Consider the following 22,812-nt stretch of genomic DNA (forward strand, 5'->3'; position numbering starts at 1 on the left):
ATTTTATTAGGATTTAAACACCTGATTTAAAATGTTTTTTATAGAAAATCACAACGATATTCGATCAGACACATTTGCTAACAATAATAAAATCTTATTAAATATATAAGATTATATTATATAGACTCAAAATAAATGAGTGTGGATGAATGAAAACACCAGATCAACTAATCACTGAAGCCAAAAGTGAAATTACAGAAATTAGCGTGCAAGAATTGCATGAAAAATATTTGCAACATCCCGATATTATTTTGATTGATGTACGAGAACCTGAAGAACATCAGGCTTGTGCAATAGACCGTGCAGTGAATTTTCCACGCGGCATGTTAGAAGTGAAAATTGCACAACACCCTGTAGTAAACCACTATTGCGATGTTGAACGTGCCCTTACCAATCTGGCTGAACGAGATATTTACTTACTTTGTGGTACTGGTGCGCGTTCTGCACTTGCCACTCAAGCCTTACAAAGAATGGGTTTCGAGAAAGTCTATTCAATGCAAGGTGGTATGCAAGCTTGGCTGGAAGCAGGTTTTCCGACAGTTTCTTTTACAAGATGATACTAGGGTCTGTTGAATCTGCGTGCTTAAATAACGCTCAATATTAAGGTTAAATATTAATTAAAACTTCGTGTAATACTTCAATATTTATCATTGGCATTTTTGTTATAGTATTACATGAATAAATTGAATAAAAGATTGATACAGTGTTTATGATGTTGGGCAGATTGCTAGGATTATTTGCAATCTTGTTACAAGTCGCTGTGTTCCTACAGCCTTTATTGCCAGAGAAACAACATTTTTCCTCTGTCTGTGAAACTATTGCCCAAGCATTATTTTTAGAACACACCGCACCCCATTCTTCGTATTCATCTACACACCATGAAACTGCGACTCATGTTGCATTGGAACTTGAAAGTTCACACGAACATGCATCATCTGAAGATGCGGCGCATACAGATCATGAATGTGAATACTGTCTAGTTTATAGTTTTGCACTACCATTATTTGAAAACAAACTCAGACCAATTTTAGTCCGAACGCAAATTCGGATTTTGTCTTTTAAAACATCGTTTACACCAACACTATTTCAAACTGAGCCGCTTTTTATTCTACCACAAGGTCGTGCTCCGCCTCGTTTTGACTCTTGAATTTTCTTATCATTTCTTACAGTGTTGCCATCTTTGCTTCACTCTAAAGTGTAAATTTTGCAGTATCAAATTTATGCAGCTGTAGGACAATACTTATTTTAATAACTCATTGACTTGTTTATTCGACCCTAAGGAGGAGATAACTATGCATCTGCTTCAACACAGTCATAATCATGTGAATCATACTGTAGAGCAAACGGCTTGTTTGGATTTAGCACAACAGATCATTAAAGTTCGACAAAAAATGAATATTTCACAAACTGAACTTGCGGCAAAATTGTGTATCTCTGCCCGAACTTTAGAAAGTTGGGAACGTGGTGTCCGTCAACCGTCGAGTTCTGCTCAAGCATTGATTCGATTATTTATTAAATCGCCACAATTTGTGTTAGAAAACTTGGCATAAAGCACTTTATAATTATGAATTAAAGCAATGTAAATCAATAAAGAAGCTCCCAAGGGAGCTTCTTTGGTCAAAAGAGTTGAAGCATCATTTTGATATACATATAGAATGAATACCCTTGCTGTTTCATAGCTATATATTCAAAAATAGAATAAAGATATGAATTTATATTCAAATACAAGAATACAACTTTTCAATATACTGCCGCATATATTGTTTTTACTCGATCTATATTCTCATGAAATATCTATCTTCTTTTATCTCAATTGCTGTTATCGCACCTTTGTTTTCAACATCTGCTTTTGCAACAACAGGATATTTCATGCATGCATATAGTGTGAAATCTCAAGGAAACGCAGGCACAGCCATTGCCAATTTTCAGGACAGTCTGACTATTGCAAGCAACCCAGCGGGTTTGAGCTGGTTAGATAAGCGTGTTGATGCAGGTTTAACTATTTTCTCTCCAGATCGTGAGTCTGAAATTACAGGAAATGGTTATGGAGCAAATGGTCAGTATGATGGCAATAGCCGTAAATACTTTGTAATTCCAGATGTAGGTTATGTTCACCCAGTGAATGAACAAGTCACTGCGGGTATTGCGGTTTATGGCAATGGTGGCATGAATACCAATTATAAAAATAATCCTTATGCAGTTTATGATAATACAGGAAGCGCAGGTATTTCATTAACCCAAGCCTTTATTTCACCTGCTTTATCTTGGAAATATGCAGAAAATCAATCTATAGCTTTGGCTGCAAATATTTTATATCAACGTTTTAGCGCACAAGGTTTTGCTGGTGATGTATTTGGTGGTGCTTCGTCCAACGATGCAGCAATTAGCGACCGTGGCAATGACGATTCATACGGTGTAGGTGCACGTATTGGCTGGTCTGCAAAACCAAATGAGAAACTGACCCTTGGTGCAAGCTATTCATCTAAAATTAATGCCAGCCGCTTTAAGAAATATGAAGGTTTATTTGCCAAACAAGGTGATTTTGACGTACCTGAAAGCTATGGTCTAGGTTTAAATTATCAACTTACCCCTGCTTTATCAGTCGCGACAGATTACTTACGCATTAATTATTCAGATGTAGATTCTGTTGGCAATAAACTGGATCAATTATTCGCAAACAATAAATTTGGCACAACACAAGGTCCTGGTTTTGGATGGGATGACATCAATGTCTATAAAATTTCAGCGACTTATCAAGCCTCAGAAAAACTGACTTTACGTGCGGGTTATAGCTATAACGATCAGCCTGTTAAAAATGATCAAACCTTCCTAAATATTTTGGCACCAGGTGTGGTACAAGAGCATTTAAGTATTGGTGCAACTTGGCGACTCGATGATCAACAAAATGTAAGTGTGGCTTATACACACGCACTCAAAGAAACAGTGCAAGGTAACAACTCTATCCCCGCTGATTTTGGTGGTGGCGAAGCCAATTTAAGCATGAGCCAAAATATTTTGGGCGTGTCATATAGTTTGAATTTTTAAGTTCTACATAGCTTGAGTTTGAATAATAGCTTGCCATGATCTGAAAAGATGATGGCTCTTTTTACTTTGATTGTGATGAAGTTTTTCCAAAGTACGGCTTTTAGCTAGAAATAAGACCATGCAAAGCATAATGTTACAACATGCACTACTTTCTAAATGAATCCATAGAAAACAATCAAATTTCGATGCTTTTTATAACGATGAATTACACGAAAAACTCAGTAAAATTCAGCCAAATGACACAATAATTTTCACTTTTAACTTCGCAAATCATACATTTTCAACAGCTAAGCTCTTTGAGCTATGCGATATCATTTTTGAAACTGTCGGTTTAGATTTTATGGGCGATATTTTTTATGGCTGTGTGCTCACTAACACACCCGATCAATTGAATATTATCCATTTAAAAGCTTAAACCGCTCGATGTTCGACTCGTTAGAGAGCGAGCAACAATGACATGCAGGTTCACTAATTTGACTAAGATGGCGTAAAATAAGCTAGTCACATACTTACACTTAAATTACGCTTCAAATTAAAGGACTTCAACTGCATGAACATGACAGAAATCATGGCTGATCTATCTTCACACACTCCAATGATGCAGCAATACTTACGGGTGAAGATGGAACATCCACATTCTTTAATGTTCTATCGCATGGGCGATTTCTACGAATTATTTTTTGATGATGCACACAAAGCTGCCAAACTTTTAGGCATTACCCTCACCCACCGTGGTAAAACTAGTGGCAAACCTATTCCAATGGCGGGCGTGCCATATCATGCTGCTGAAGGTTATCTCGCTCGCTTGGTCAAAAAAGGCGAAACCGTGGTAATTTGTGAGCAAATTGGCGAGGTGACAGGCAAAGGTCCTGTAGAGCGTGGAGTAGTACGGATTATCACCCCAGGCACGCTCACCGATGATGCCTTGCTCAACAGTCATCAATCTTCCAACTTGGTCTCTTTATGCTTACAGCAAAACCAAATTGGTATCGCATTGCTGGATTTAAGTGCAGGGATTTTTAAAGTTCAGCAAATGGATTATTTGCCTGAACAACTCGCGATTGAACTTTCTCGTTTAATGCCAAGCGAAATTGTGGTCGATGAAGATATTGTCGATCCGAATATTATTGAACAGGTTAAAAAGCAGCTTGACTGCCCTGTGACTAAACGCCCAAATGTCGATTTCAACCTGAACAATGCACAAAAAACGCTTTGTGATCAATTTGCTGTATCGTCACTTTCAGGTTTTGGTATTGATCATTTGCCCTTAGCCAAAGCAGCAGCGGCAGCGTTAATACACTACGCCAAAGAAACCCAAAAAACGGCTTTACCACATATTCGCAGTATTCAATTAGAACAAAGCAGCGATTTTATTGCGCTTGATCCTGTGACCCGACGTAATTTGGAATTGGTTGAACCATTATTTGAACACGGCACTTCTTTATTCCAACTGATTAACGATTGCCAAACTGCCATGGGTAGCCGTTTACTGAGTCGTACCTTGATGCAACCTTTGCGTGACACGGCATTGTTAGATGCAAGACTGGATGCAATTCAAGCCTTAATACAAGGTTACCATGAGTCGCCTGTGCGTTTGGTACTGAAAGAAATTAGTGATATTGAACGTGTGCTGAGTCGTGTCGCACTCGGTAGCGCACGCCCACGTGATTTGGTACAACTACGTCAGGCCTGTGCGCAAATTCCCTATTTGCGTCATGCCTTACAGCCCATTGTTTCTGCACAACAATCCGCACTCATTCAAAACCTGAATGAAGAACTGGGCGATTTTCATGGACTGCATCAACGGCTGATGCAGGCAATTGTAGAAAACCCACCTGTACTATTGCGTGATGGCAATGTCATTGCAGAGGGTTTTGACAGTGAACTCGATGAACTACGCAAAATCCGTGATCATGCGGGGCAATTCCTGATTGATTTAGAAGTCAAAGAGCGCCAAGAAAGCGGTATCCCAACGTTAAAAATTGGCTACAACCGTGTTAGTGGTTACTACATTGAACTCACTCGCGCCCAAGCCGAGCAAGCACCTGAACACTATATCCGTCGTCAAACTTTAAAAAATGCAGAACGCTACATCACCCCAGAGCTAAAAAGTTTTGAAGATAAAGTCCTGTCTAGCGAGTCCCGTGCTTTAGCCCGTGAAAAGATGCTATTTGAAATGCTATTGGATGAATTACGCCAAGACATTGCTCAATTACAAATGATGAGCAGCGCGATTGCACAAATTGATCTATTGGCAAACTTTGCCCATCAAGCACGTTTACGCAATTGGGCACGCCCTGAATATAGCCCTGAAATTGGAATTAAAATTACTGCAGGACGTCATCCTGTTGTTGAGGCCTTGAGTAAAACCGCCTTTACACCGAATGATACTTTACTCGACTACAATCATCGTTTGGCAATTATTACTGGCCCGAATATGGGCGGTAAATCAACGTATATGCGTCAAACCGCACTCATTGCCCTACTTGGCTATTGTGGTAGTTATGTGCCTGCCCAAACAGCCGTATTAGGTCCTATTGATCGCGTGTTTACCCGTATTGGTTCTGCCGATGATTTATCGACAGGTAAATCGACCTTTATGGTCGAAATGACTGAGACTTCACAAATTTTACACCATGCAACCTCACAGTCTTTGGTGCTGATGGATGAAGTTGGTCGCGGAACCAGTACCTACGATGGCTTATCTTTGGCATGGGCATGTGTGTTGGATTTAAGCAAACGCATCAAATGTTTATGCCTATTTGCAACGCATTATTTTGAATTGACCGAATTAAGCAAAGAATCTGGGGTGGATAACTACCACGTAACCGCCAAAGAAATGAATGGCAACCTGATTCTCTTGCACAAAGTTCAACAAGGTCCTGCAAGCCAAAGTCACGGTTTGCAAGTGGCAAAATTGGCAGGCATTCCAGCCAATGTGATTAAAGAAGCGCAAAACCGTTTAAGAATTTTAGAAAAACAGCAGCACAAAAATGTCAATTTAGCCGTTCAAGATGACCTATTTGCACCAGCAACAAGCTCAGCTGAACCAGAAGTGATTGAACGTGTAATAGAGGTAGAAAAACCATCACCTGCTTTAGATTTATTACGCAGTATAGATGTCGATAATTTAACGCCACGACAAGCGCTGGAACAATTGTATGCTTTAAAGGAACAATTGAACGCTTAGCCGCTGTTATTTCTAAAATATTTGAGCTAAACAAAGACTCTCAATTGAGAGTCTTTGTCATTTATAAGTTTTTTTGATGGTTTTATCCCCCTTTTATCAAATTTAGCAGCACTGTCTATATCAAATATCAGTAAAAGCGATTGTTAGTTGTAGTGATTTTTGCCTAAAATAGACTATTCTGAATTAGAACCATATTTTTAGGTAGCTGTCGCCATGACATTTGTTGTCACTGAAAACTGTATTAAATGTAAATATCAAGACTGCGTTGAAGTTTGTCCTGTAGACTGCTTCTACGAGGGTCCGAACTTCCTTGTCATTAATCCAGACGAATGTATCGACTGTGCATTATGTGAACCAGAGTGTCCTGCCAACGCTATTTTCTCTGAAGATGAATTACCAGAAGGTCAGGAAGTGTTTATCGAGCTAAATGCTGAACTTTCACAGACTTGGCCAAACATTACACAAATTGGCGATCAACCTGCTGATCGTGAAGAATGGAATGGCAAACCAGACAAATTACAATACTTAGAAAAGTAAGTTCGTCTTGTTGTGAAAAAGATCAGTCCTGTGCTGATCTTTTTTTATACCTAAAACACACATTTGATTGCAATATTTTCAAATTTTAACCAGCATTTTCGATTAGAATACTGCCACTTTAAATAAATATCTGATTTGCCTAATGAAGAAATTTTTCAAGGCGCTGTTTTCGTTCAGCATTGTTCCCGTTATCTTGGTTGCCTGTAGTTCAACCCCAAACAGAACAACAACGATCACCACGCCCGATGGAAAACGAATTTTCATTCCTCAAGAAAAAATCACCTATGAGCGTCAGGTAGCACCTAAAATTGTGCCTTATTCGTATAATGCATGGGTGGCAGTGAGTGACAATTTACGCCAAGTTCGTGAATATGAACGCTTCTTGGAACACAACGGTGTTGGCAATATTATTCCAAGTTTTGAATTAATGCGTACCGCACGTGACTGGCAACGCTGTGGACGTTCGCAATTTATGATTCCAAGTCGTGAATTGTGGCAAAATCAGGTGCCTACCTTGCGTGTATTTAAATATTTGGTCGCCTCTAAAGTCTTAACTGATTTTGAAGTCACTTCTGTCTATCGAGATTTACCACTGAATCAATGTGCAGGTGGTGCGAACTCATCGCGTCACTTATTTAACTCAGCCATTGATTTTAGAATTGGGCCACAATTCCCGAATGCCGAAGACTATGCCTATATTGAAAGTACCAAATACAGACTGTGTCAGTTCTGGCAGCAATATGGTCAAAGTTTAAACATGGGCTTAGGCTTATACGCTTCAGGACAAATTCATATTGATACACAAGGTTATCGAACTTGGGGGCCAGATTTAAGCCGCCATTCATCTATGTGTAATTTCTAATTCAGTGTTGTTTAGAATTAAATCCTAAAGAGGTCAAATTGACCTCTTTTTTTATTGCGAAATAGATTATCACCTGCTCCATTCCGCGAATAAATTGCACTCTGAGCAGAAAAGTTTACAATGCACACATCGCAACAAAGGTGAGCACGCTATGCAACAAATGTGGACGGATATCGATCACTATATCGAATCACATTTAATTCCCGAAGACCCAATTTTGACGCAAACTTTAGAAAATACCGATGCCAAAGGTTTTCCAGATCACCTTGCAGTTGCGGCAAATCAGGGCATGTTGCTACAAATGCTCATTCAAATGAATCAATGCAAACGTGTGTTGGAATTGGGCACATTCGCAGCTTATAGCACAATGTGGCTAGCACGTGCGCTGCCTGAAGATGGTTATATACTCACGATTGAAGGACGTGATACCCATGCAGCTTTGGGACAGGAAAATATTGACCGCGCTCAATTAAAACAAAAGGTTGAATTAAAAGTTGGTCGTGCTGCAGAAATTCTAAAAGCTCTGCCAGAAGATACTGAAGCTTTTGATTTTATTTTTATTGATGCCGACAAACAAAGCTATCCTGAATATTTGGAACTGAGTCTTAAACTTTCACGCTCAGGTACAATTATCTTTTTAGACAATGTAATTCGTGCAGGGGAAATTTTAAATCCTGACAATCACAAACCAAGCATTGAAGGGATTCGTGACATGTTCAAAGCCATGCAAAATCATTCGCGAATTTTATCGTGCACAGCATTGCAAACTGTAGGCAGCAAAGGACATGATGGCTTTGCTTTAGCGATTGTAAAGTAAAGTCCACACAAGGTTAAAAAACAACCTAAAGCAATTTTACATTATATATTATAATGTTACATATACTGTCCATACAGTTATCCACAAATTATGCGGATAACCATGGACAGTCAGCAAGCATTTACATCAGTTCAACTAAACAATCTTTTGAAATGATCTTTTTTGAATCATTTACGAATTTTACTTTGCCACCAACAAAGGAACAGTTGAGTTACGGAAAATATTGGTGGTAATGCTTCCCAAGAAAAATTGGTGAATTTTACTGTGACTAAATGCCCCCAGTACAATCAACTGAATACCATGTTCACGTTGATAATCTAAGATATTTTCAGCCACATCGCCATAACGATATTCCACCACCACATCTAAACCCGCTGAAGTTAAAAAATCTACAGGTTCATTTAAAACTTCTGGGTGATCACCGACATAGAGCAAATGACATTGCAATAATTTAAGCAAATCACTTTGTGTAATTCGCTTCATCATTTTGATACAAGTTGGGGAATATTCATAAGCAAAAATAAAACGGTTTGGTGCTTTAAAATGCTCTCCGACAGTCATCACAGTACAATTTGCACCACGAATAAAGTTTTCGACATTACTGCCTAATGCCTTATTGCGTTCAGCAGATTTCTCGCCCACACGTCCAATCACCACAATATCTTCTTCGTTCAGCACACTAAAACTTTGTTCTAAAAAGTCGCCTTTTTCTTGAATGTGGGTAGGTACAATGCCGAACTTTTCCTGAATCATACTGGAAATGTGCTGCAATAAATTGTTGCTATAATCGAGTGCTAATTCACTTTGTTTTTGTTCTAATTCGGCTAATTCTTTGAGTAACATGGCATTACTTTCAAAACCAATCACGCCACTAATTTCCCCCAAATGATAACTGGCGGGGTAATAATCCAAAACTTGTAATAACACCAATTCACGTTGAGTTTGTGTTGCAATCCACGCAGCAGCTTCAGCAAGCGCATTAATACAAGGCGAAGAATCAATACAAGCAATTACACGTTTCATTATTGCCTCTCTTACTGCCTTTTGCAGGCTATTTTTTAGTTGTTATTTTTAACTTAACACAACTCGTGTTGCAGGGACATGAAAAAATGTAATGAAGTTTAAAGATTTAGCCTTGCTGCATCGTATTTACTCACGATAACGAATCAATTTGGCAGGGTTTCCTACCACAATTTCCCGCTCCTGAACATCTTTGGTGACCATGCTATTCATACCAACGACTGCATGTGCCGCAATCTTCACCCCATCTTTAACACCAACATGCGCACCTAACCAAACATCCTTACCAACTTCAATGCCCTGTGAACGCACCGCTTGCTGATAAATGGGCTGATCCAAAGCCATGCCATGATCAAATGCATATAAATGACAATATGCTGCGATACGCACCTGATCATGAAGCTTAATTCCAACTCTGCCACCATCTAAAATACAGTGGTGATTAATCGCGACTTCATTGCCAATTTCTAAAGGGCCATGCAAAGTACAATCGGCTGCAATAAAGGTATTATCGCCAATACTGATTTTACGCCCCGGCTCTGCAAAAATATGTGCCAAAGGGGAAATAAAACAGTTTTTGCCAATCTCCACCGTTTCCATTGCCATTAAATAAGCTTGATATTCCTGCTGCCAAGCTTCTGCCCATACACGATGTTTAGGTTTTAATGACCAATATAACCACGGCATGTAGTTTAAACGGTGTTTATGCTGCTCACGGTACTTCGATAATGGATCAGGTGAATTTGCTTCAGTCATCTTGATCATCCTCAAGGATTTTGAGTTGTTCACGCCCACGGCTAATATCTTGTAATTTTAGTTTTAAAGGGTCTATTTGATCGACTTGCATGAATGCCTTTACCAACACGCCTTCGGCGGTGTAGTCTTCGCTGTACTCAATCTGCTGACTATTTAGCTCGTATTGTAAAATTGCCCACTCATTAAAATGACAGGAAAATTGCACGGTCTTTTTTTCAATCAGTTCTATTTTTTCTGCTAGAGCCAAACATTGCCCTGCACATCCCCCATAGGCACGTACCAAGCCGCCTGTGCCCAATTTAATGCCGCCGTACCAACGATTCACCAACACCAAAACATTAGTCAACTCATTGCCTTCAATCGTGGCTAAAATAGGACGTCCTGCCGTACCTGAAGGTTCGCCATCATCATTAAAACGTAATTGATGCCCGATTTTCCATGCCCAACATTGATGTGTGGTAGATGAATCACGCTGCTGTTCCAAAAAAGTTTTTACCGCTTGCTCATTATCTACAGGCACAGCAATTGCCTGAAATCGACTTTTTTTAATTTCTTCTTCAAAAGTGATGGGCGCAGCAATGGTAAATGGCATAACACTCCAGATCAATCAACCAGTTAAATAAAAACTTGATAATTATAACGTGTTTAGCGCTCTAACGTATTTAGAGTTATAGCTTATTTGGACTGATAACCACCATGAAAAAACCTTCTATCCTCAAAGGTATAGAAGGTTAAATAATGTTTACACGACTTTCTGTTCTACAACTTATGCAGTAAGCATACGAAAACCAATAACGGTTAGAACATTCAAGCTTTAAACAAAAAAGTCTTCACCCAAATAAACTTCACGCACAATTTCATTTTCCAGAATTTCTTGCGGTGTACCCTCTGCAATGACTGAACCTTCGCTAACAATATAAGCACGTTCACAAATGGCTAAAGTATCACGGACGTTATGGTCGGTAATTAATACGCCAATGTCACGATCTTTTAAGGTACGAATGATATCTTTAATATCACCAACAGAAATAGGATCGACCCCTGCAAAAGGCTCATCTAACAACATAAATTTAGGGTCTGCTGCCAAAGCACGGGCAATTTCTGCACGACGGCGTTCGCCACCCGACACACTCATCCCTAATGAATCTTTAATATGCGTGATTTTAAAATCTGCCAGCAATTCTGATAAACGCTGCTGACGTTGCTGTTTATTTAAATCTTTGCGGGTTTCTAAAATAGCCATAATATTTTCAGCGATGGTCAGCTTTCTGAAAATAGAGGCTTCTTGCGGTAAATAACCAATCCCCTTACGCGCACGTTCATGCATGGCAAGGTCAGATAAATCCAGTTGATCTAAATGGATTTCGCCTTTATCCATACGCACCAAACCCACAACCATGTAGAAACTGGTGGTTTTACCCGCACCGTTCGGCCCAAGTAACCCGACAATTTCACCACTTTTCATTTCAAATGAAACGTCTTTAACCACCCAGCGCTTATTATAGTTTTTGGCTAAATGCTTAATACACAAAGTCTGCTGACCGTGCTGGACGCTGTCCTGTGCTGCGCTCGTTTGATCCATTAATCACGCGCTCCCGGGAATGATTTTGAACTTGATGGTGGAATCACAATTTTTACACGACCCGCTTCAGAACCAGTTTTGTTCGGTGTACCAATCGCTTCAACATCGCCTTTGTTCATACTATAACGCAAGGTATTACCACGAATACTGGCTCCATCTTGCTCTAAAAGTGCGCCACCCGTTAAGGTGATAATGCCTGTTTCAGCATTGTAAACAATCTTTTGCGCCTGACCTTTGGCAAGCCCTTTGGCTGGATCAGTCTTTTGCTGGAATTGCGCAGGTCTGCCCGTTGCCGTAATGACACTAATTTCTTTTTTGCTGTTCAGATTAGCAACAATCGAATCTGCCTGCAGTTTCATGGTGCCCTGTTCAATCACCACATTGCCTGTATAAGTGGTGACGCCAGTACGTTCACTAAAGGTCGCACGGTCTGCCAATAAAGTAATAGGCTGACTGCGGTCTGACGGAATTGCCCATGCACCTGCCGATGAAAGCACCGCCAAGCCCACAAGTGCTGCTTGTTTTATCAACGCTTTAGGAGCTGTAAGCTTAGATTTATGGTTCATACTTTCCTCGAATATTAAAAAATTCGTATTGCCCGTCATTTAAATTGGCTTTTAAGCCCTGACTGATAAAATCAGCCTGTGGAGATTGTACAGTCACTTGTTTTTCGGTACTGATTTCACGTGTTTTAGGAAACACATTCAACTCGACTGTTTCAAGCGTCAGTTTGCCTTGAGCGAGTAACTTGGTTGCTAGCACTTGATCTGACAACACAACCTTTTCATTGTCATTAAAACCTTGTGCCTGTTTAGCAAAAAAAGTGGCATCCACCGCGCCCGCTTTATACATAGAGGCATTCAAATTTTCCAGCTTAGAGGTTTTTTGCTGCATGTCTTGCTCTAAACGGTCAATTTGCGCACGCACATATAAATTGCCCTGCTCATCTGTTTGGGTCAGATGAATTTGCTCTGCACTATAAGTCATAGAGCGAGCAGCGTCAGTTTCCAGTTTTTTGCCTTTACCGCTGTAATAGTAATAACCACCACTTACAGCTGCAATTGCAATCGCAGTAACGTATAAAACTTTAGTATCCATAAGTGGGGCTGTAACTCAAACCTTTGAATGTATGACTTAATTAATGAGGGATGCTGAGATATTTTTCAAGTAAGCTTTGGTACACACCTTTGGCGGTTAAAATCATATCGCAGATTTCACGTACCGCACCGCGCCCACCCATGGCCTGTGTGACTAAATCGGCACGACGACGCACTTCAATATGTCCATTTGGCACTGTGACTTTCATCCCTGCAATCGAAAACGCTGAAAGATCAGGCCAGTCATCGCCCATATAGAGACAATCTGCAGGTGATAAACCTAACTTGGCACAGGCTTCCTGCAATGCAGTGCCTTTATCTTCACGTCCTTGGTAGACCAAATCTACACCTAAATCGGACATGCGTTTTTCGACAATATTACTTTTACGACCCGTGATGATAATGACTTTAACACCTGCTTGTTGCACCAGTTTCATACCTAAACCATCACGAATATCGAATGATTTAATTTCATCACCGCTGTTGGTTAAGGTGACAAAACCATCACTTAGAATTCCATCGACATCTAAAACCAAAGCTTCAATATGACGCGCTTGCTCTAATAAAATATAAGATGCCATTGTTTAGTTTACCCCTGCTTGAATCAAGTCATGCATACTGATCACACCAATGACTTTATTGGCATCATCCACCACCACAAACTGATTGATTTTACGGTCACGTAATTGTTCTAAAGCTTCAACTGCACGTGCTTCTTGTGAAATCGTTGCAGGATGTTGAGTCATCACTTGCCCAACTTGTAAATTCACATCAAAGCCCTGTTGTTTATCAATTAAACGTCGTAAATCACCATCAGTGAAAATGCCTAACAAGACGTCATTTTCATCGACAATTGTGGTTAAACCTAGACGTTTGTTTGAAATTTCGTATAACACTTTGTTCATTGGTGTATCTGGTGCAACTTTAGGTAATTCTGTACCGGTATGCATCAAATGTTTCACATGCAATAACAGGCGCTTACCCAAAGCGCCTGCAGGATGTGAACGAGCAAAATCATCGGCAGTAAAACCACGTGCATCAAGTAACGCTACAGCCAATGCATCACCTAATGCCAAGGTTGCAGTCGTACTTGAGGTTGGTGCTAAACCAAGTGGACAAGCTTCCTGAATATTGCCTAATGTTAAAGCGACATCAGCATTTTGTGGCATCGGCCCGCGATCATCACCGCTAATTGTGATTAGAGGAACTTCCAGATGTTTGATGAGTGGCATCAACATCATAATTTCATCACTTTTGCCGGAGTTGGAAATGGCAATTAAAACATCACCCCGTACCAACATTCCCAAATCACCATGCCCTGCTTCACCCGGGTGCATAAAGAAAGACGGTGTGCCTGTAGAGGCAAACGTCGCAGCCATTTTACGACCAATATGACCTGATTTTCCCATACCTGTGACCACAACACGCCCTTTGCAATGCAACATGATTTCGCAGGCACGGCTAAAACGCTGATCAATTTGCGTCGCCAAGACTTGTAATGCTTGTTCTTCTATTCTTAAAGTGTCTAAGGCTACAGATTGGAAATCAATGGTATTTGACATGTTTGGCATTCAACGTTCAACTTAAATTGAGTATTTTCTACACCTCAATAAAAGCGATTTATTGAAGCACATTTAATTTTCGCAATTTTAGCATATCTATGCAATTCTACACTTTGATTCTGCGTGTGTTTTTTGTTTTAACGCATTTTTGTATGCTGTTTTAATTAACTCGCTTTTTGACTCGAGTTTCAAATGAAAAACAATCATATTTGAGCTTAGGCTATTTATTTTATTGATTCAAAGTTGCAGATAAAGCTAAAGATAGAACTAGCTCAGAAGCATATTTCAACGAAAATGCTCTAAAAATTATGGATCAAACCCATCTATAAAGCTGACTGCAAGCAAGCTGTAACAAACAGCCATAAAAAAACGCTTATCTTTCGATAAGCGTTTTTTAAAATTTTGGAGCGGGAAACGAGACTCGAACTCGCGACCCCAACCTTGGCAAGGTTGTGCTCTACCAACTGAGCTATTCCCGCAATATGGAAGTGAATTATAGAGAATTTCATACAACTGTCAACTCTCTATGCTCCCAAGTGCTCAATTAATCAGCACGACGCCATACTGTACCTTGACGGGTATCTTCCAAGACCACACCTTGATCGAGCAAAGACTGACGAATTTCATCAGCACGGGCGAAATCTTTGGCTTTTTTGGCATCCTGACGTTGCTGAATGAAGTCTGCAATGGCTTGTTCAGATAAACCTAAAGCGTCCTGACCAATATCAGACTTCAGGAATTCGTCAACATCATGCTGCACCAAACCTAAAATATTGGTCAAATGACGCAAAGTCGAATAGTACACCGCCGCCTGATCTGCCTGCTGCTCTTTTACTGAACGGTTCAGCTCTTTATTGACTTCAAACAGAACTGCAATTGCTTCGGCTGTATTAAAGTCGTCTCGCATTGCGGCATTAAAACGTTCCACCAAAGCCTCATCTAACTGCTCAACTGTTTGCGTACCGTACGCTTGTTGATAAGCTTTAAATGAGTGATAGAAACGTGATAATGCGGTTTTGGCTTCTTTGAGTGCTACATCGGAGAAGTTTACAGGGCTACGATAATGCGATGACACAATAAAGTAGCGGATCACTTCAGGATGGAATTTTTCCATCACATCACGAATGGTGAAGAAGTTACCCAATGACTTCGACATTTTTTCGCCATCGACATTAATAAAGCCAACGTGCATCCAGTAATTTACATACTGCTCACCTGTTGATGCTTCAGACTGGGCAATTTCATTTTCATGGTGTGGGAACATTAAGTCTGAACCACCACCATGAATATCAAAATGATTACCTAAGCAGCAAGTCGACATCGCAGAACATTCAATGTGCCAACCCGGACGTCCATTGCCCCACGGCGAAGCCCAAGATGGTTCATTTTCTTTGGCATGTTTCCACAAAACAAAGTCAAATGGATGCTTTTTGTCGACTTCAACATCAACACGCTCAGACGCGCCCGCCTGCATGTCTTCTAGCTTGCGACCTGAAAGACGGCCATATTTGTCAAATTTTTCAACCTGAAAATAAACATCGCCATTACTTGCAGGATAAGCTGTGCCTTTATTGACCAAATTACCAATCATATTTTGCATTTGATCAATATATTCAGTGGCACGTGGTGCAGCATCAGGTTCAACACAGCCTAAGTTTGCCGCATCTTCATTCATGGCTTGAATAAAACGATTTGTTAAAGCTTGAATGCTCTCGCCATTTTCATTGGCACGTTTAATAATTTTGTCGTCAATGTCGGTAATGTTGCGGACATATTTCACATTCCAACCTTGACTGCGCAAAAAGCGAATGATGTAGTCAAATGCAACCATAACCCGCGCATGCCCGATATGACAGTAATCATAAACCGTCATGCCACAGACATACATGTCGATATGTCCTTCTTTACGCGGAACAAATTCAACTTTTTTTCGTTGCTCTGAGTTATATAGAACAAATGGTTGCATAGGTTTTCAAAATAGGTCTATTAAAAGATGCTCCATCTTAACCTAAGCATTATTTTTCATAAAGTTTTTCGATGTTTTTATTCTGTATGTGTCTGTGTGAAGAGAATATCGCGATGATCCAAGCCTTCTCCCGAAGGAGAAGGAACTTTTTAATACCTGTACTTAGGCGTTTGCTGATCTTATACGGTTTGGCAAAGCTTATGCAGCATCACGTTTTTGTACCAAAATCGCGCCAACTGAATAGCCTGCGCCAAATGAACACAAGACACCATATTCACCGTTTTCGACTTCGTGTGCAGTACGGTGTAAAGCGATAATTACCCCTGCCGAAGAAGTATTGGCAAACTCATCTAAAATAATAGGTACTAAACCTGGTTGTGCTGCTTCTTTACCAACCACCAATTTCAAAATGAGTTCGTTCATGCTGGCATTGGCTTGGTGCAACCAGAAACGCTTCACCTCGGTTGGCGCAATCTGATTCTTTTCTAATTGCGCAGTAATCATTTTGGCAACTAAGGGGCAAACTTCTTTAAAGACTTTGCGACCATCTTGATGGAAGCGTTTATCGTCAATATCTGCATTTTCACTTAAGTTTAAAAAACCGAAATTATTACGGATATTATTCGAGAACTGAGTAAACAGGTTCATGTCCAAAATTTCAAAACCTGCTTTGGTTTCAGTGTCTTCCAAAATTGAAGCGGTTGCTACATCACCAAAAATAAAATGGCAGTCACGTGAACGGAAATCGTTATGACCTGAGGTAATTTCGACATTCACCAATAACACGCGACGCGCGCCTGCTTTAATCGCATCATGCGCTTGCTTAATGCCGAAAGTCGCAGCAGAACACGCCACGTTCATGTCATAGGCATAACCTTGAATACCAAGCGCAGTTTGAATTTCAATCGCCACTGCAGGATAAGCACGTTGCAAGTTTGAACAAGATAAAATCACTACATCGATATCTTCTGCAGACACACCTGCATTTTGCATGGCTTGTTTTGCAGCAATTACACCCCATTCTGCTTGTAGCGAAATTTCATCATCCCCGCGTTCACGCAAATTTGGACGTAAACGGTTAATGTCCAGAATACCTGTTTTTTCTGACACGTAACGGCGTTTTACCCCAGAGGCTTTTTCGATAAAGTCAGCACTTGAGCCACGACGTTCTTCAAGCTCACCTGCTGCAATTTTGTCAGCATTGAGCTGATTATACTGTTCCACATAAGCATTTAAACTTTCGACCAACTCTTCATTGGTAATAACATCTTCTGGGTGATAAAGACCAGTACCTGTAATGCGAATGCCCATGTAAAACTCCTTCTAGAAATTACTAATATCTTAACTGATTCCGAGCTTTTCCCATACTTTTTGCAGCCGAGTTGCAGAAATTGGCATTTTGGTTTTCATGGGTTGAGAGAACAGCGATATGCGTAATTCTTCCACCATAAAGTACAATTCCTTGAGTCGGGCATCTTGTTTGTGTTTAAACAATTTGTCCATCCAAGGGTCAATTTGGGCGATGGCAGCATCGTCTCTTTGCAAGTTGTTGGGTAAGCGGTCTAAACGTAATAACAACGCTTTCAAATAGCGCGGATATTCGCTCCACACCTCTACAGGCTTGCTATACACAAAGTCTGCCAGATGCATTAAGTCCAGCTGATCTTCAATATCATCCATATTTTTGGCAAACACGGCTTCATCTAGCATAAGGAGCTGACGGCGGATGTCTTGCCAAGCAATATAAATTTCATTAAAGATACGCAGCGTGGTTTGACCATGACTGAGAAAAGTCTTTTTTACCTCAAGCTGCAAGTTTTGAAACTCTTCCAAGTTGACTGGCACGTCACAAATAATGCTTTGCAAGGTCGCATAGATCAACATTTGCTCAAGTTGTGCTTTATCACCCAAAGGTGAGTACGCCAAGGCCAATGGTTTGGCAATTTGCTTTTTCAATTGCCGTGATAAATCGCCTAATTGCACATGCAGCAAACGAATCACCCCTTCACGATGCTGATGAATCGCCTCGCGCTGATCATTAAAGGTTTGAATCACCACACCCGATTCATCTTTTTGTGAAAGTTCTGCAAAAGCTTTACTTGGTACCAACGCCTGATATTGCTTAACCACTACGCCCGTGACTTTTTGCGAGGCTTCAAATACAAATCGTTCAGGGAAGGTTTGGAATTCGCCGTGTAACTGTTTTACTGGACTGTGAGTTTCGGTACGGCAACGCGCTTTTAATTCAGATAAATCACGCCCTTGCTCAATCACCCGCCCTTTTTCATCTAACACTTTAATGAACGGCAATAAATACGCATCTACTCGCTCAAAGCTAAAGTCTTTTTCGGTGATGTGCTCTGCGCGTAACTGGAATGCCAAAAAGCTAAAAATGTGCTCGCGTAAATTTACCGCATCAACACGTTGTAGCAACTTTCGAGCTGTGTCTGGAATAGGCACCAAATGACGACGCTTATCTTTAGGCAAAGTCTTGAGCAAGGCTTCAATTAAATTTTCACGCCAACCCAGAACACCCCACGACCAGATATTTTCATCGACCTGTGCCAACGCTTGCACTGGAATTTTAACGGTTGCGCCATCTTCATCATGGCTGGGGTCAAAACGGTAACTGGCCGCCAAGCGCAGCTCACCATTACGCAAATAGTCAGGAAATTGCTGCGTGGTCGGACGATCATTCAGCCAAAGTGCATCATCTTCCACAAATAAATAACGTGGATTTTGCGGCTCTACTGTGGCACGCCAATCTTCAAAGGAACGACGGCTTGCAACTTCTGCAGGTACTTTGGCGGCATAAAATTGATAAATAGTTTCTTCATCAACCACTAAATCACGACGACGTAATTTATCTTCAACCCGTTCCACTTCTTCCAGTTTAAGCAGGTTGTGTTTTAAAAATGGTGGGGTAATGCCCAAGTTGCCTGTGGTTAAAGCATCACGTAAGAATATTTCATGGGCGGCTTCCTGATCGACCTTTTCGTAATTGACAGGACGTTTCGGCTCGATAATTAGACCAAACAGCGAAATCTGATCATAGGCATTCACCACGCCTGCTTTTTTAGACCAATGTGGTTCAAAATAGTGATGCTTCAGCAAATCACGTGCAGCCAATAAAATCCATTCAGGTTCAATTTTTGCCAAGGTGCGTAGATACACTTGCGAAGTTTCCACCATCTCAAATGCCATGACCCACGGTGTATTGGTTTTATGCAAAGTCGATGCAGGGAAAATTCGTGCTTTTTGTTGGCGTACCGCCATAAATACATTGCGCTCATCGGTTTTATTGGCAATAAAAGAAAGCAACCCTGTTAATAACGCCCGATGCAGATTTTCATAACTGGCTTTTTTCTCATTAAACGACAGTTTTAAGCCACGCGCCAAATCCACCAATTGTTCATGAGTTTTCTTCCATTCACGTAAACGCAACCAACTTAAAAAATGCTGACGGGCAAAAGTACGACGTTTGTTTTCACTCATGCCATCACGGTTTTCGTGCAAAGTTTCCCACAGTTTTAAATAGAATAAAAAGTCAGAATCTGCTTCACGGAACAGTGCATGTTTTTGATCGGCTTGCATTTGTTTGTCTGCAGGACGTTCACGCGGGTCTTGTACGGCCAATGCTGCCACAATAATCAGGACTTCATTTAACACCCCAAAATGTGCACCGCCTAAAATCATACGTGCCAATCGTGGATCAATCGGCATTTTTGCCATTTGCTGACCAATTTTGGTTAAGCTGCTGCCTTGAAGCTCACCTTTATTAGAGCTGGATTTAGCGGAAGTATTGGGATTAGAGTCATCCCCGTGTGTAGCAGAGCTACTCACTCCATCTAAAAGAGGGGCTTTACCCTTCTCAATCATCGCACCGAGTTCAATCAACAGTTTACGCCCATCATTGACTAAACGATGATCTGGCGGCTCAATAAAATCAAAATCTTCGAGCGTGCCTAAGCCCAAACTTTGCATTTGTAAAATGACCGATGCCAAGTTGGTGCGTTTAATTTCAGGTTCAGTAAACTCTGGGCGACTTAAAAAATCTTCTTCAGAATACAGGCGAATACAGACACCAGGCGCAATACGACCACAACGTCCTTTACGCTGATTTGCTGCTGCCTGAGATACTGCTTCAATCGGTAAACGCTGCACGCGGGAGCGATAGTTATAGCGTGAAATACGTGCAAAACCGCTATCAATCACATAGCGAATATTGGGTACAGTAAGTGCAGTTTCAGCGACGTTGGTGGCAATAATAATACGGCGCCCGCCACCAGAAGGATTAAAGATTTTTTGTTGTTCCGCCAAAGCCAAACGCGCATACAACGGTAAAATTTCAGTATGACGCGGCCCATGCTTATGCAAGGTTTCTTGCAGTTCCCGAATTTCCTGTTCGGTACTGGCAAAAATTAGAATATCGGCATGTTCAGGATGACCTTTTTCCTGTGCATCGGCAAAGCATTCTTCTACCGCTTGCACCACTGCGCGTGGCAAGTTTTCTTCAAAGTCATCAAACTCATCATCATCACTACCACCAATGCTTAATTCAGAAATTGGACGATAACGTACTTCGACAGGATAGCTTCGACCTTCGACCTCAAAAATAGGTGCGCCGTTAAAATAGTTACTAAAACGCTGCACATCTAAAGTTGCAGAAGTGATGATGACTTTTAAATCAGGGCGACGTGGCAAAAGTTGCTTTAAATAGCCCATAATGAAGTCAATATTTAAAGAACGCTCATGCGCTTCATCTATAATAATGGTGTCGTATTTATTTAAATAACGGTCATTGACAAGCTCTGCTAACAAAATACCATCGGTCATTAAACGGACAATTGAATCTTGCGAACCCTGTTCATTAAAACGAACTTTAAAGCTGATGGACTCGCCCAACTTTTCACCAACTTCTTCGGCAATACGCTGAGATACACTTCGCGCAGCAAGACGTCGTGGCTGAGTATGACCAATTAACCCCGTTAAACCACGACCTGCCAACATTGCAATTTGTGGTAACTGTGTGGTTTTCCCCGAACCCGTTTCACCCGCCACAATAATGACCTGATGTTGCTGAATTGCAGTAATCAACTGTTCGGCAGATTGAGTCACAGGTAAATCTTGATTCAACTTGATATCGGGAATGCGCTGCGCACGCTCCAACACTTTTAAATTAGATTTTTCAAATAATTCCTGATATTGCTTTGGATTGGCATCTTTGCCTTTTCGTAGTCGATTTAAACGATGACGATCACGCGCCAAAACGAGGTGGTCTACATTTAAATGACTCTGCACAGAATACGCTTCCTAACCAAAACACAAACGCGTATTTTACGCTGTAATGCCTTTGAGCGAAAGAACAGTGATTTAGAATGCGTATTTAAAAAGTTTTCAATCCACCCTTGAATTTCAAAATAGCATCCCCAAATAGATGTATGTTCGCCAATTGCTGAAATGGGTTGTATTTGAACCTGAGGAAATAGGTTGTCATGCAATCATCATTTTGAGGCTTAATAAAGACTCAATAATGCAGTAATGAAAGTGTACGCTTTTTACATACTCATTTGTTTTTCCGATGCTAGTAATGTAAAAATACTATTTCAGCAATAAAACAAAATTAGATACTCTATTACCAACGAAATACAAACCTTAATCATGGAGACAATGATGAGCTTAATTAATACTGAAGTTAAACCATTTAAAGCAAATGCATACCACAACGGTCAATTCATTGAAGTAACTGAAGCTGATCTTAAAGGCAAATGGTCTGTAGTATTCTTCTACCCTGCTGACTTCACTTTCGTTTGCCCAACTGAGCTTGGTGACCTTGCAGACAATTACGCAGAATTCCAAAAATTAGGCGTTGAAATCTATGCAGTTTCTACTGACACTCACTTCACGCACAAAGCTTGGCACGATTCTTCAGAAGAAATCAAAAAAATCCAATACGTAATGGTTGGCGACCCAACTTGGACGCTTTCTAAAAACTTCGAAGTATTAATCGAATCTGCTGGTCTTGCTGACCGTGGTACTTTCGTAATTGATCCAGAAGGTAAAATCCAAATCATCGAAATCAATGCTGGCGGTATTGGCCGTGATGCTCAAGAACTTCTTCGTAAAGTTAAAGCAGCTCAATACGTTCACGCTCACCCAGGTGAAGTATGCCCAGCTAAATGGAAAGAAGGTGATGCAACTTTAGCCCCATCTATCGACCTAGTAGGTAAAATCTAAGTTTTAGATTAAACCACTCAAAAAAACCACGCATATTTTGCGTGGTTTTTTTAATCAGAACATCACCCTTTTCTACCTTATTTATTCATATTTCATCTCTAGAATAGAAAATGTAAAAACATTACAACACTACAATCGAAT

20 protein-coding genes and 1 tRNA gene are annotated in these 22,812 nt (G+C 40.5%); 9 read left to right on the plus strand and 12 right to left on the minus strand.

The window, feature by feature from the left end:
* Window positions 1-149 precede the first annotated feature (149 nt).
* From VF675_RS04750 to VF675_RS04785, 8 genes are all read left to right on the plus strand, one after another.
* Window positions 150-557, plus strand: coding sequence for a rhodanese-like domain-containing protein (locus tag VF675_RS04750; RefSeq protein ID WP_440204855.1), 408 nt, complete (start codon window positions 150-152; stop codon window positions 555-557).
* A gap of 155 nt (window positions 558-712) precedes the next feature.
* Entirely contained in the window at window positions 713-1,147 is a 435-nt protein-coding gene (locus VF675_RS04755; RefSeq protein ID WP_440204861.1) for a DUF2946 family protein, read from the plus strand.
* A gap of 145 nt (window positions 1,148-1,292) precedes the next feature.
* Window positions 1,293-1,550, plus strand: coding sequence for a helix-turn-helix domain-containing protein (locus tag VF675_RS04760; RefSeq protein ID WP_004973099.1), 258 nt, complete (start codon window positions 1,293-1,295; stop codon window positions 1,548-1,550).
* A gap of 235 nt (window positions 1,551-1,785) precedes the next feature.
* Window positions 1,786-3,045, plus strand: coding sequence for an OmpP1/FadL family transporter (locus VF675_RS04765; RefSeq protein ID WP_440204856.1), 1,260 nt, complete (start codon window positions 1,786-1,788; stop codon window positions 3,043-3,045).
* A gap of 550 nt (window positions 3,046-3,595) precedes the next feature.
* Entirely contained in the window at window positions 3,596-6,235 is a 2,640-nt protein-coding gene (gene mutS / locus VF675_RS04770; RefSeq protein ID WP_096900922.1) for a DNA mismatch repair protein MutS, read from the plus strand.
* Window positions 6,236-6,448: 213 nt separating this feature from the next.
* Window positions 6,449-6,772 (plus strand): ferredoxin FdxA, encoded by a 324-nt coding sequence (gene fdxA, locus VF675_RS04775; protein ID WP_004973093.1) that lies wholly within the window; start codon window positions 6,449-6,451, stop codon window positions 6,770-6,772.
* A 142-nt stretch (window positions 6,773-6,914) separates the two neighbouring features.
* The gene (locus VF675_RS04780) at window positions 6,915-7,634 is read left to right on the plus strand and encodes a D-Ala-D-Ala carboxypeptidase family metallohydrolase (protein ID WP_004973092.1); all 720 of its coding nucleotides are present in this window, start codon (window positions 6,915-6,917) and stop codon (window positions 7,632-7,634) included.
* Between the two features lie 151 nt (window positions 7,635-7,785).
* Window positions 7,786-8,451: an O-methyltransferase gene (locus VF675_RS04785; protein ID WP_004973089.1), complete on the plus strand. Its 666-nt coding sequence runs from the start codon at window positions 7,786-7,788 to the stop codon at window positions 8,449-8,451.
* Between the two features lie 180 nt (window positions 8,452-8,631).
* Here the strand turns inward: VF675_RS04785 and VF675_RS04790 are convergent, their stop codons facing one another.
* The 12 genes from VF675_RS04790 to VF675_RS04845 all read right to left on the minus strand — a co-directional run bounded on the left by VF675_RS04790 (window position 8,632) and on the right by VF675_RS04845 (window position 21,735).
* Window positions 8,632-9,474 (minus strand): universal stress protein, encoded by an 843-nt coding sequence (locus VF675_RS04790; protein WP_440204857.1) that lies wholly within the window; start codon window positions 9,472-9,474, stop codon window positions 8,632-8,634.
* 126 nt (window positions 9,475-9,600) lie between these two features.
* On the minus strand, window positions 9,601-10,227 hold the full coding sequence (locus VF675_RS04795) for an acyltransferase (protein WP_096900924.1): 627 nt from the start codon (window positions 10,225-10,227) through the stop codon (window positions 9,601-9,603).
* Window positions 10,220-10,819, minus strand: coding sequence for an IMPACT family protein (locus VF675_RS04800; RefSeq protein ID WP_096900925.1), 600 nt, complete (start codon window positions 10,817-10,819; stop codon window positions 10,220-10,222). The genes VF675_RS04795 and VF675_RS04800 overlap by 8 nt, the downstream gene beginning before the upstream one ends.
* 222 nt (window positions 10,820-11,041) lie before the next feature.
* Window positions 11,042-11,809 (minus strand): LPS export ABC transporter ATP-binding protein, encoded by a 768-nt coding sequence (lptB, locus tag VF675_RS04805; RefSeq protein WP_004973074.1) that lies wholly within the window; start codon window positions 11,807-11,809, stop codon window positions 11,042-11,044.
* Window positions 11,809-12,375, minus strand: a complete 567-nt coding sequence (gene lptA, locus VF675_RS04810) for a lipopolysaccharide transport periplasmic protein LptA (RefSeq protein ID WP_004973072.1) — start codon at window positions 12,373-12,375, stop codon at window positions 11,809-11,811. The genes lptB and lptA overlap by 1 nt, the downstream gene beginning before the upstream one ends.
* Window positions 12,365-12,907 (minus strand): LPS export ABC transporter periplasmic protein LptC, encoded by a 543-nt coding sequence (gene lptC, locus VF675_RS04815; RefSeq protein ID WP_004973071.1) that lies wholly within the window; start codon window positions 12,905-12,907, stop codon window positions 12,365-12,367. The genes lptA and lptC overlap by 11 nt, the downstream gene beginning before the upstream one ends.
* A 40-nt stretch (window positions 12,908-12,947) precedes the next feature.
* Window positions 12,948-13,487 (minus strand): KdsC family phosphatase, encoded by a 540-nt coding sequence (locus VF675_RS04820; protein ID WP_004973069.1) that lies wholly within the window; start codon window positions 13,485-13,487, stop codon window positions 12,948-12,950.
* A gap of 3 nt (window positions 13,488-13,490) precedes the next feature.
* A complete protein-coding gene (locus VF675_RS04825; protein WP_004973067.1) occupies window positions 13,491-14,468 on the minus strand; it encodes a KpsF/GutQ family sugar-phosphate isomerase in 978 nt (325 codons plus the stop codon).
* A 403-nt stretch (window positions 14,469-14,871) separates the two neighbouring features.
* A tRNA-Gly gene (locus VF675_RS04830) sits at window positions 14,872-14,947 on the minus strand.
* Between the two features lie 65 nt (window positions 14,948-15,012).
* On the minus strand, window positions 15,013-16,434 hold the full coding sequence (gene cysS / locus VF675_RS04835; RefSeq protein ID WP_167846083.1) for a cysteine--tRNA ligase: 1,422 nt from the start codon (window positions 16,432-16,434) through the stop codon (window positions 15,013-15,015).
* 198 nt (window positions 16,435-16,632) lie between these two features.
* Window positions 16,633-17,745, minus strand: coding sequence for a beta-ketoacyl-ACP synthase III (locus VF675_RS04840; RefSeq protein WP_019838017.1), 1,113 nt, complete (start codon window positions 17,743-17,745; stop codon window positions 16,633-16,635).
* 30 nt (window positions 17,746-17,775) lie between these two features.
* Entirely contained in the window at window positions 17,776-21,735 is a 3,960-nt protein-coding gene (locus VF675_RS04845; protein WP_368782559.1) for a DUF3418 domain-containing protein, read from the minus strand.
* A 372-nt stretch (window positions 21,736-22,107) separates the two neighbouring features.
* Here VF675_RS04845 and ahpC point away from each other — a divergent pair, with 372 nt between their 5' ends.
* On the plus strand, window positions 22,108-22,671 hold the full coding sequence (gene ahpC, locus VF675_RS04850) for an alkyl hydroperoxide reductase subunit C (protein WP_004973058.1): 564 nt from the start codon (window positions 22,108-22,110) through the stop codon (window positions 22,669-22,671).
* The last annotated feature ends 141 nt before the right edge of the window (window positions 22,672-22,812 follow it).

The sequence above is a fragment of the Acinetobacter sp. Lyrl_1 genome, from assembly GCF_051948795.1.
In the GTDB taxonomy this organism is placed as follows: domain Bacteria; phylum Pseudomonadota; class Gammaproteobacteria; order Pseudomonadales; family Moraxellaceae; genus Acinetobacter; species Acinetobacter towneri.

Excerpts from the sequence above, each read along its gene's own strand:
- VF675_RS04765 (WP_440204856.1), top strand. The coding sequence starts at position 1,786 with ATGAAATATCTATCTTCTTTTATCTCAATTGCTGTTATCGCACCTTTG.
- fdxA (WP_004973093.1), top strand. The coding sequence starts at position 6,449 with ATGACATTTGTTGTCACTGAAAACTGTATTAAATGTAAATATCAAGAC.
- VF675_RS04795 (WP_096900924.1), bottom strand. The coding sequence starts at position 10,227 with ATGACTGAAGCAAATTCACCTGATCCATTATCGAAGTACCGTGAGCAG.
- VF675_RS04785 (WP_004973089.1), top strand. The coding sequence starts at position 7,786 with ATGCAACAAATGTGGACGGATATCGATCACTATATCGAATCACATTTA.
- cysS (WP_167846083.1), bottom strand. The coding sequence starts at position 16,434 with ATGCAACCATTTGTTCTATATAACTCAGAGCAACGAAAAAAAGTTGAA.
- VF675_RS04790 (WP_440204857.1), bottom strand. The coding sequence starts at position 9,474 with ATGAAACGTGTAATTGCTTGTATTGATTCTTCGCCTTGTATTAATGCG.
- VF675_RS04755 (WP_440204861.1), top strand. The coding sequence starts at position 713 with ATGTTGGGCAGATTGCTAGGATTATTTGCAATCTTGTTACAAGTCGCT.
- VF675_RS04825 (WP_004973067.1), bottom strand. The coding sequence starts at position 14,468 with ATGTCAAATACCATTGATTTCCAATCTGTAGCCTTAGACACTTTAAGA.
- VF675_RS04820 (WP_004973069.1), bottom strand. The coding sequence starts at position 13,487 with ATGGCATCTTATATTTTATTAGAGCAAGCGCGTCATATTGAAGCTTTG.
- lptB (WP_004973074.1), bottom strand. The coding sequence starts at position 11,809 with ATGGATCAAACGAGCGCAGCACAGGACAGCGTCCAGCACGGTCAGCAG.
- VF675_RS04750 (WP_440204855.1), top strand. The coding sequence starts at position 150 with ATGAAAACACCAGATCAACTAATCACTGAAGCCAAAAGTGAAATTACA.
- ahpC (WP_004973058.1), top strand. The coding sequence starts at position 22,108 with ATGAGCTTAATTAATACTGAAGTTAAACCATTTAAAGCAAATGCATAC.
- lptA (WP_004973072.1), bottom strand. The coding sequence starts at position 12,375 with ATGAACCATAAATCTAAGCTTACAGCTCCTAAAGCGTTGATAAAACAA.
- VF675_RS04840 (WP_019838017.1), bottom strand. The coding sequence starts at position 17,745 with ATGGGCATTCGCATTACAGGTACTGGTCTTTATCACCCAGAAGATGTT.
- lptC (WP_004973071.1), bottom strand. The coding sequence starts at position 12,907 with ATGGATACTAAAGTTTTATACGTTACTGCGATTGCAATTGCAGCTGTA.
- mutS (WP_096900922.1), top strand. The coding sequence starts at position 3,596 with ATGAACATGACAGAAATCATGGCTGATCTATCTTCACACACTCCAATG.
- VF675_RS04760 (WP_004973099.1), top strand. The coding sequence starts at position 1,293 with ATGCATCTGCTTCAACACAGTCATAATCATGTGAATCATACTGTAGAG.
- VF675_RS04800 (WP_096900925.1), bottom strand. The coding sequence starts at position 10,819 with ATGCCATTTACCATTGCTGCGCCCATCACTTTTGAAGAAGAAATTAAA.
- VF675_RS04780 (WP_004973092.1), top strand. The coding sequence starts at position 6,915 with ATGAAGAAATTTTTCAAGGCGCTGTTTTCGTTCAGCATTGTTCCCGTT.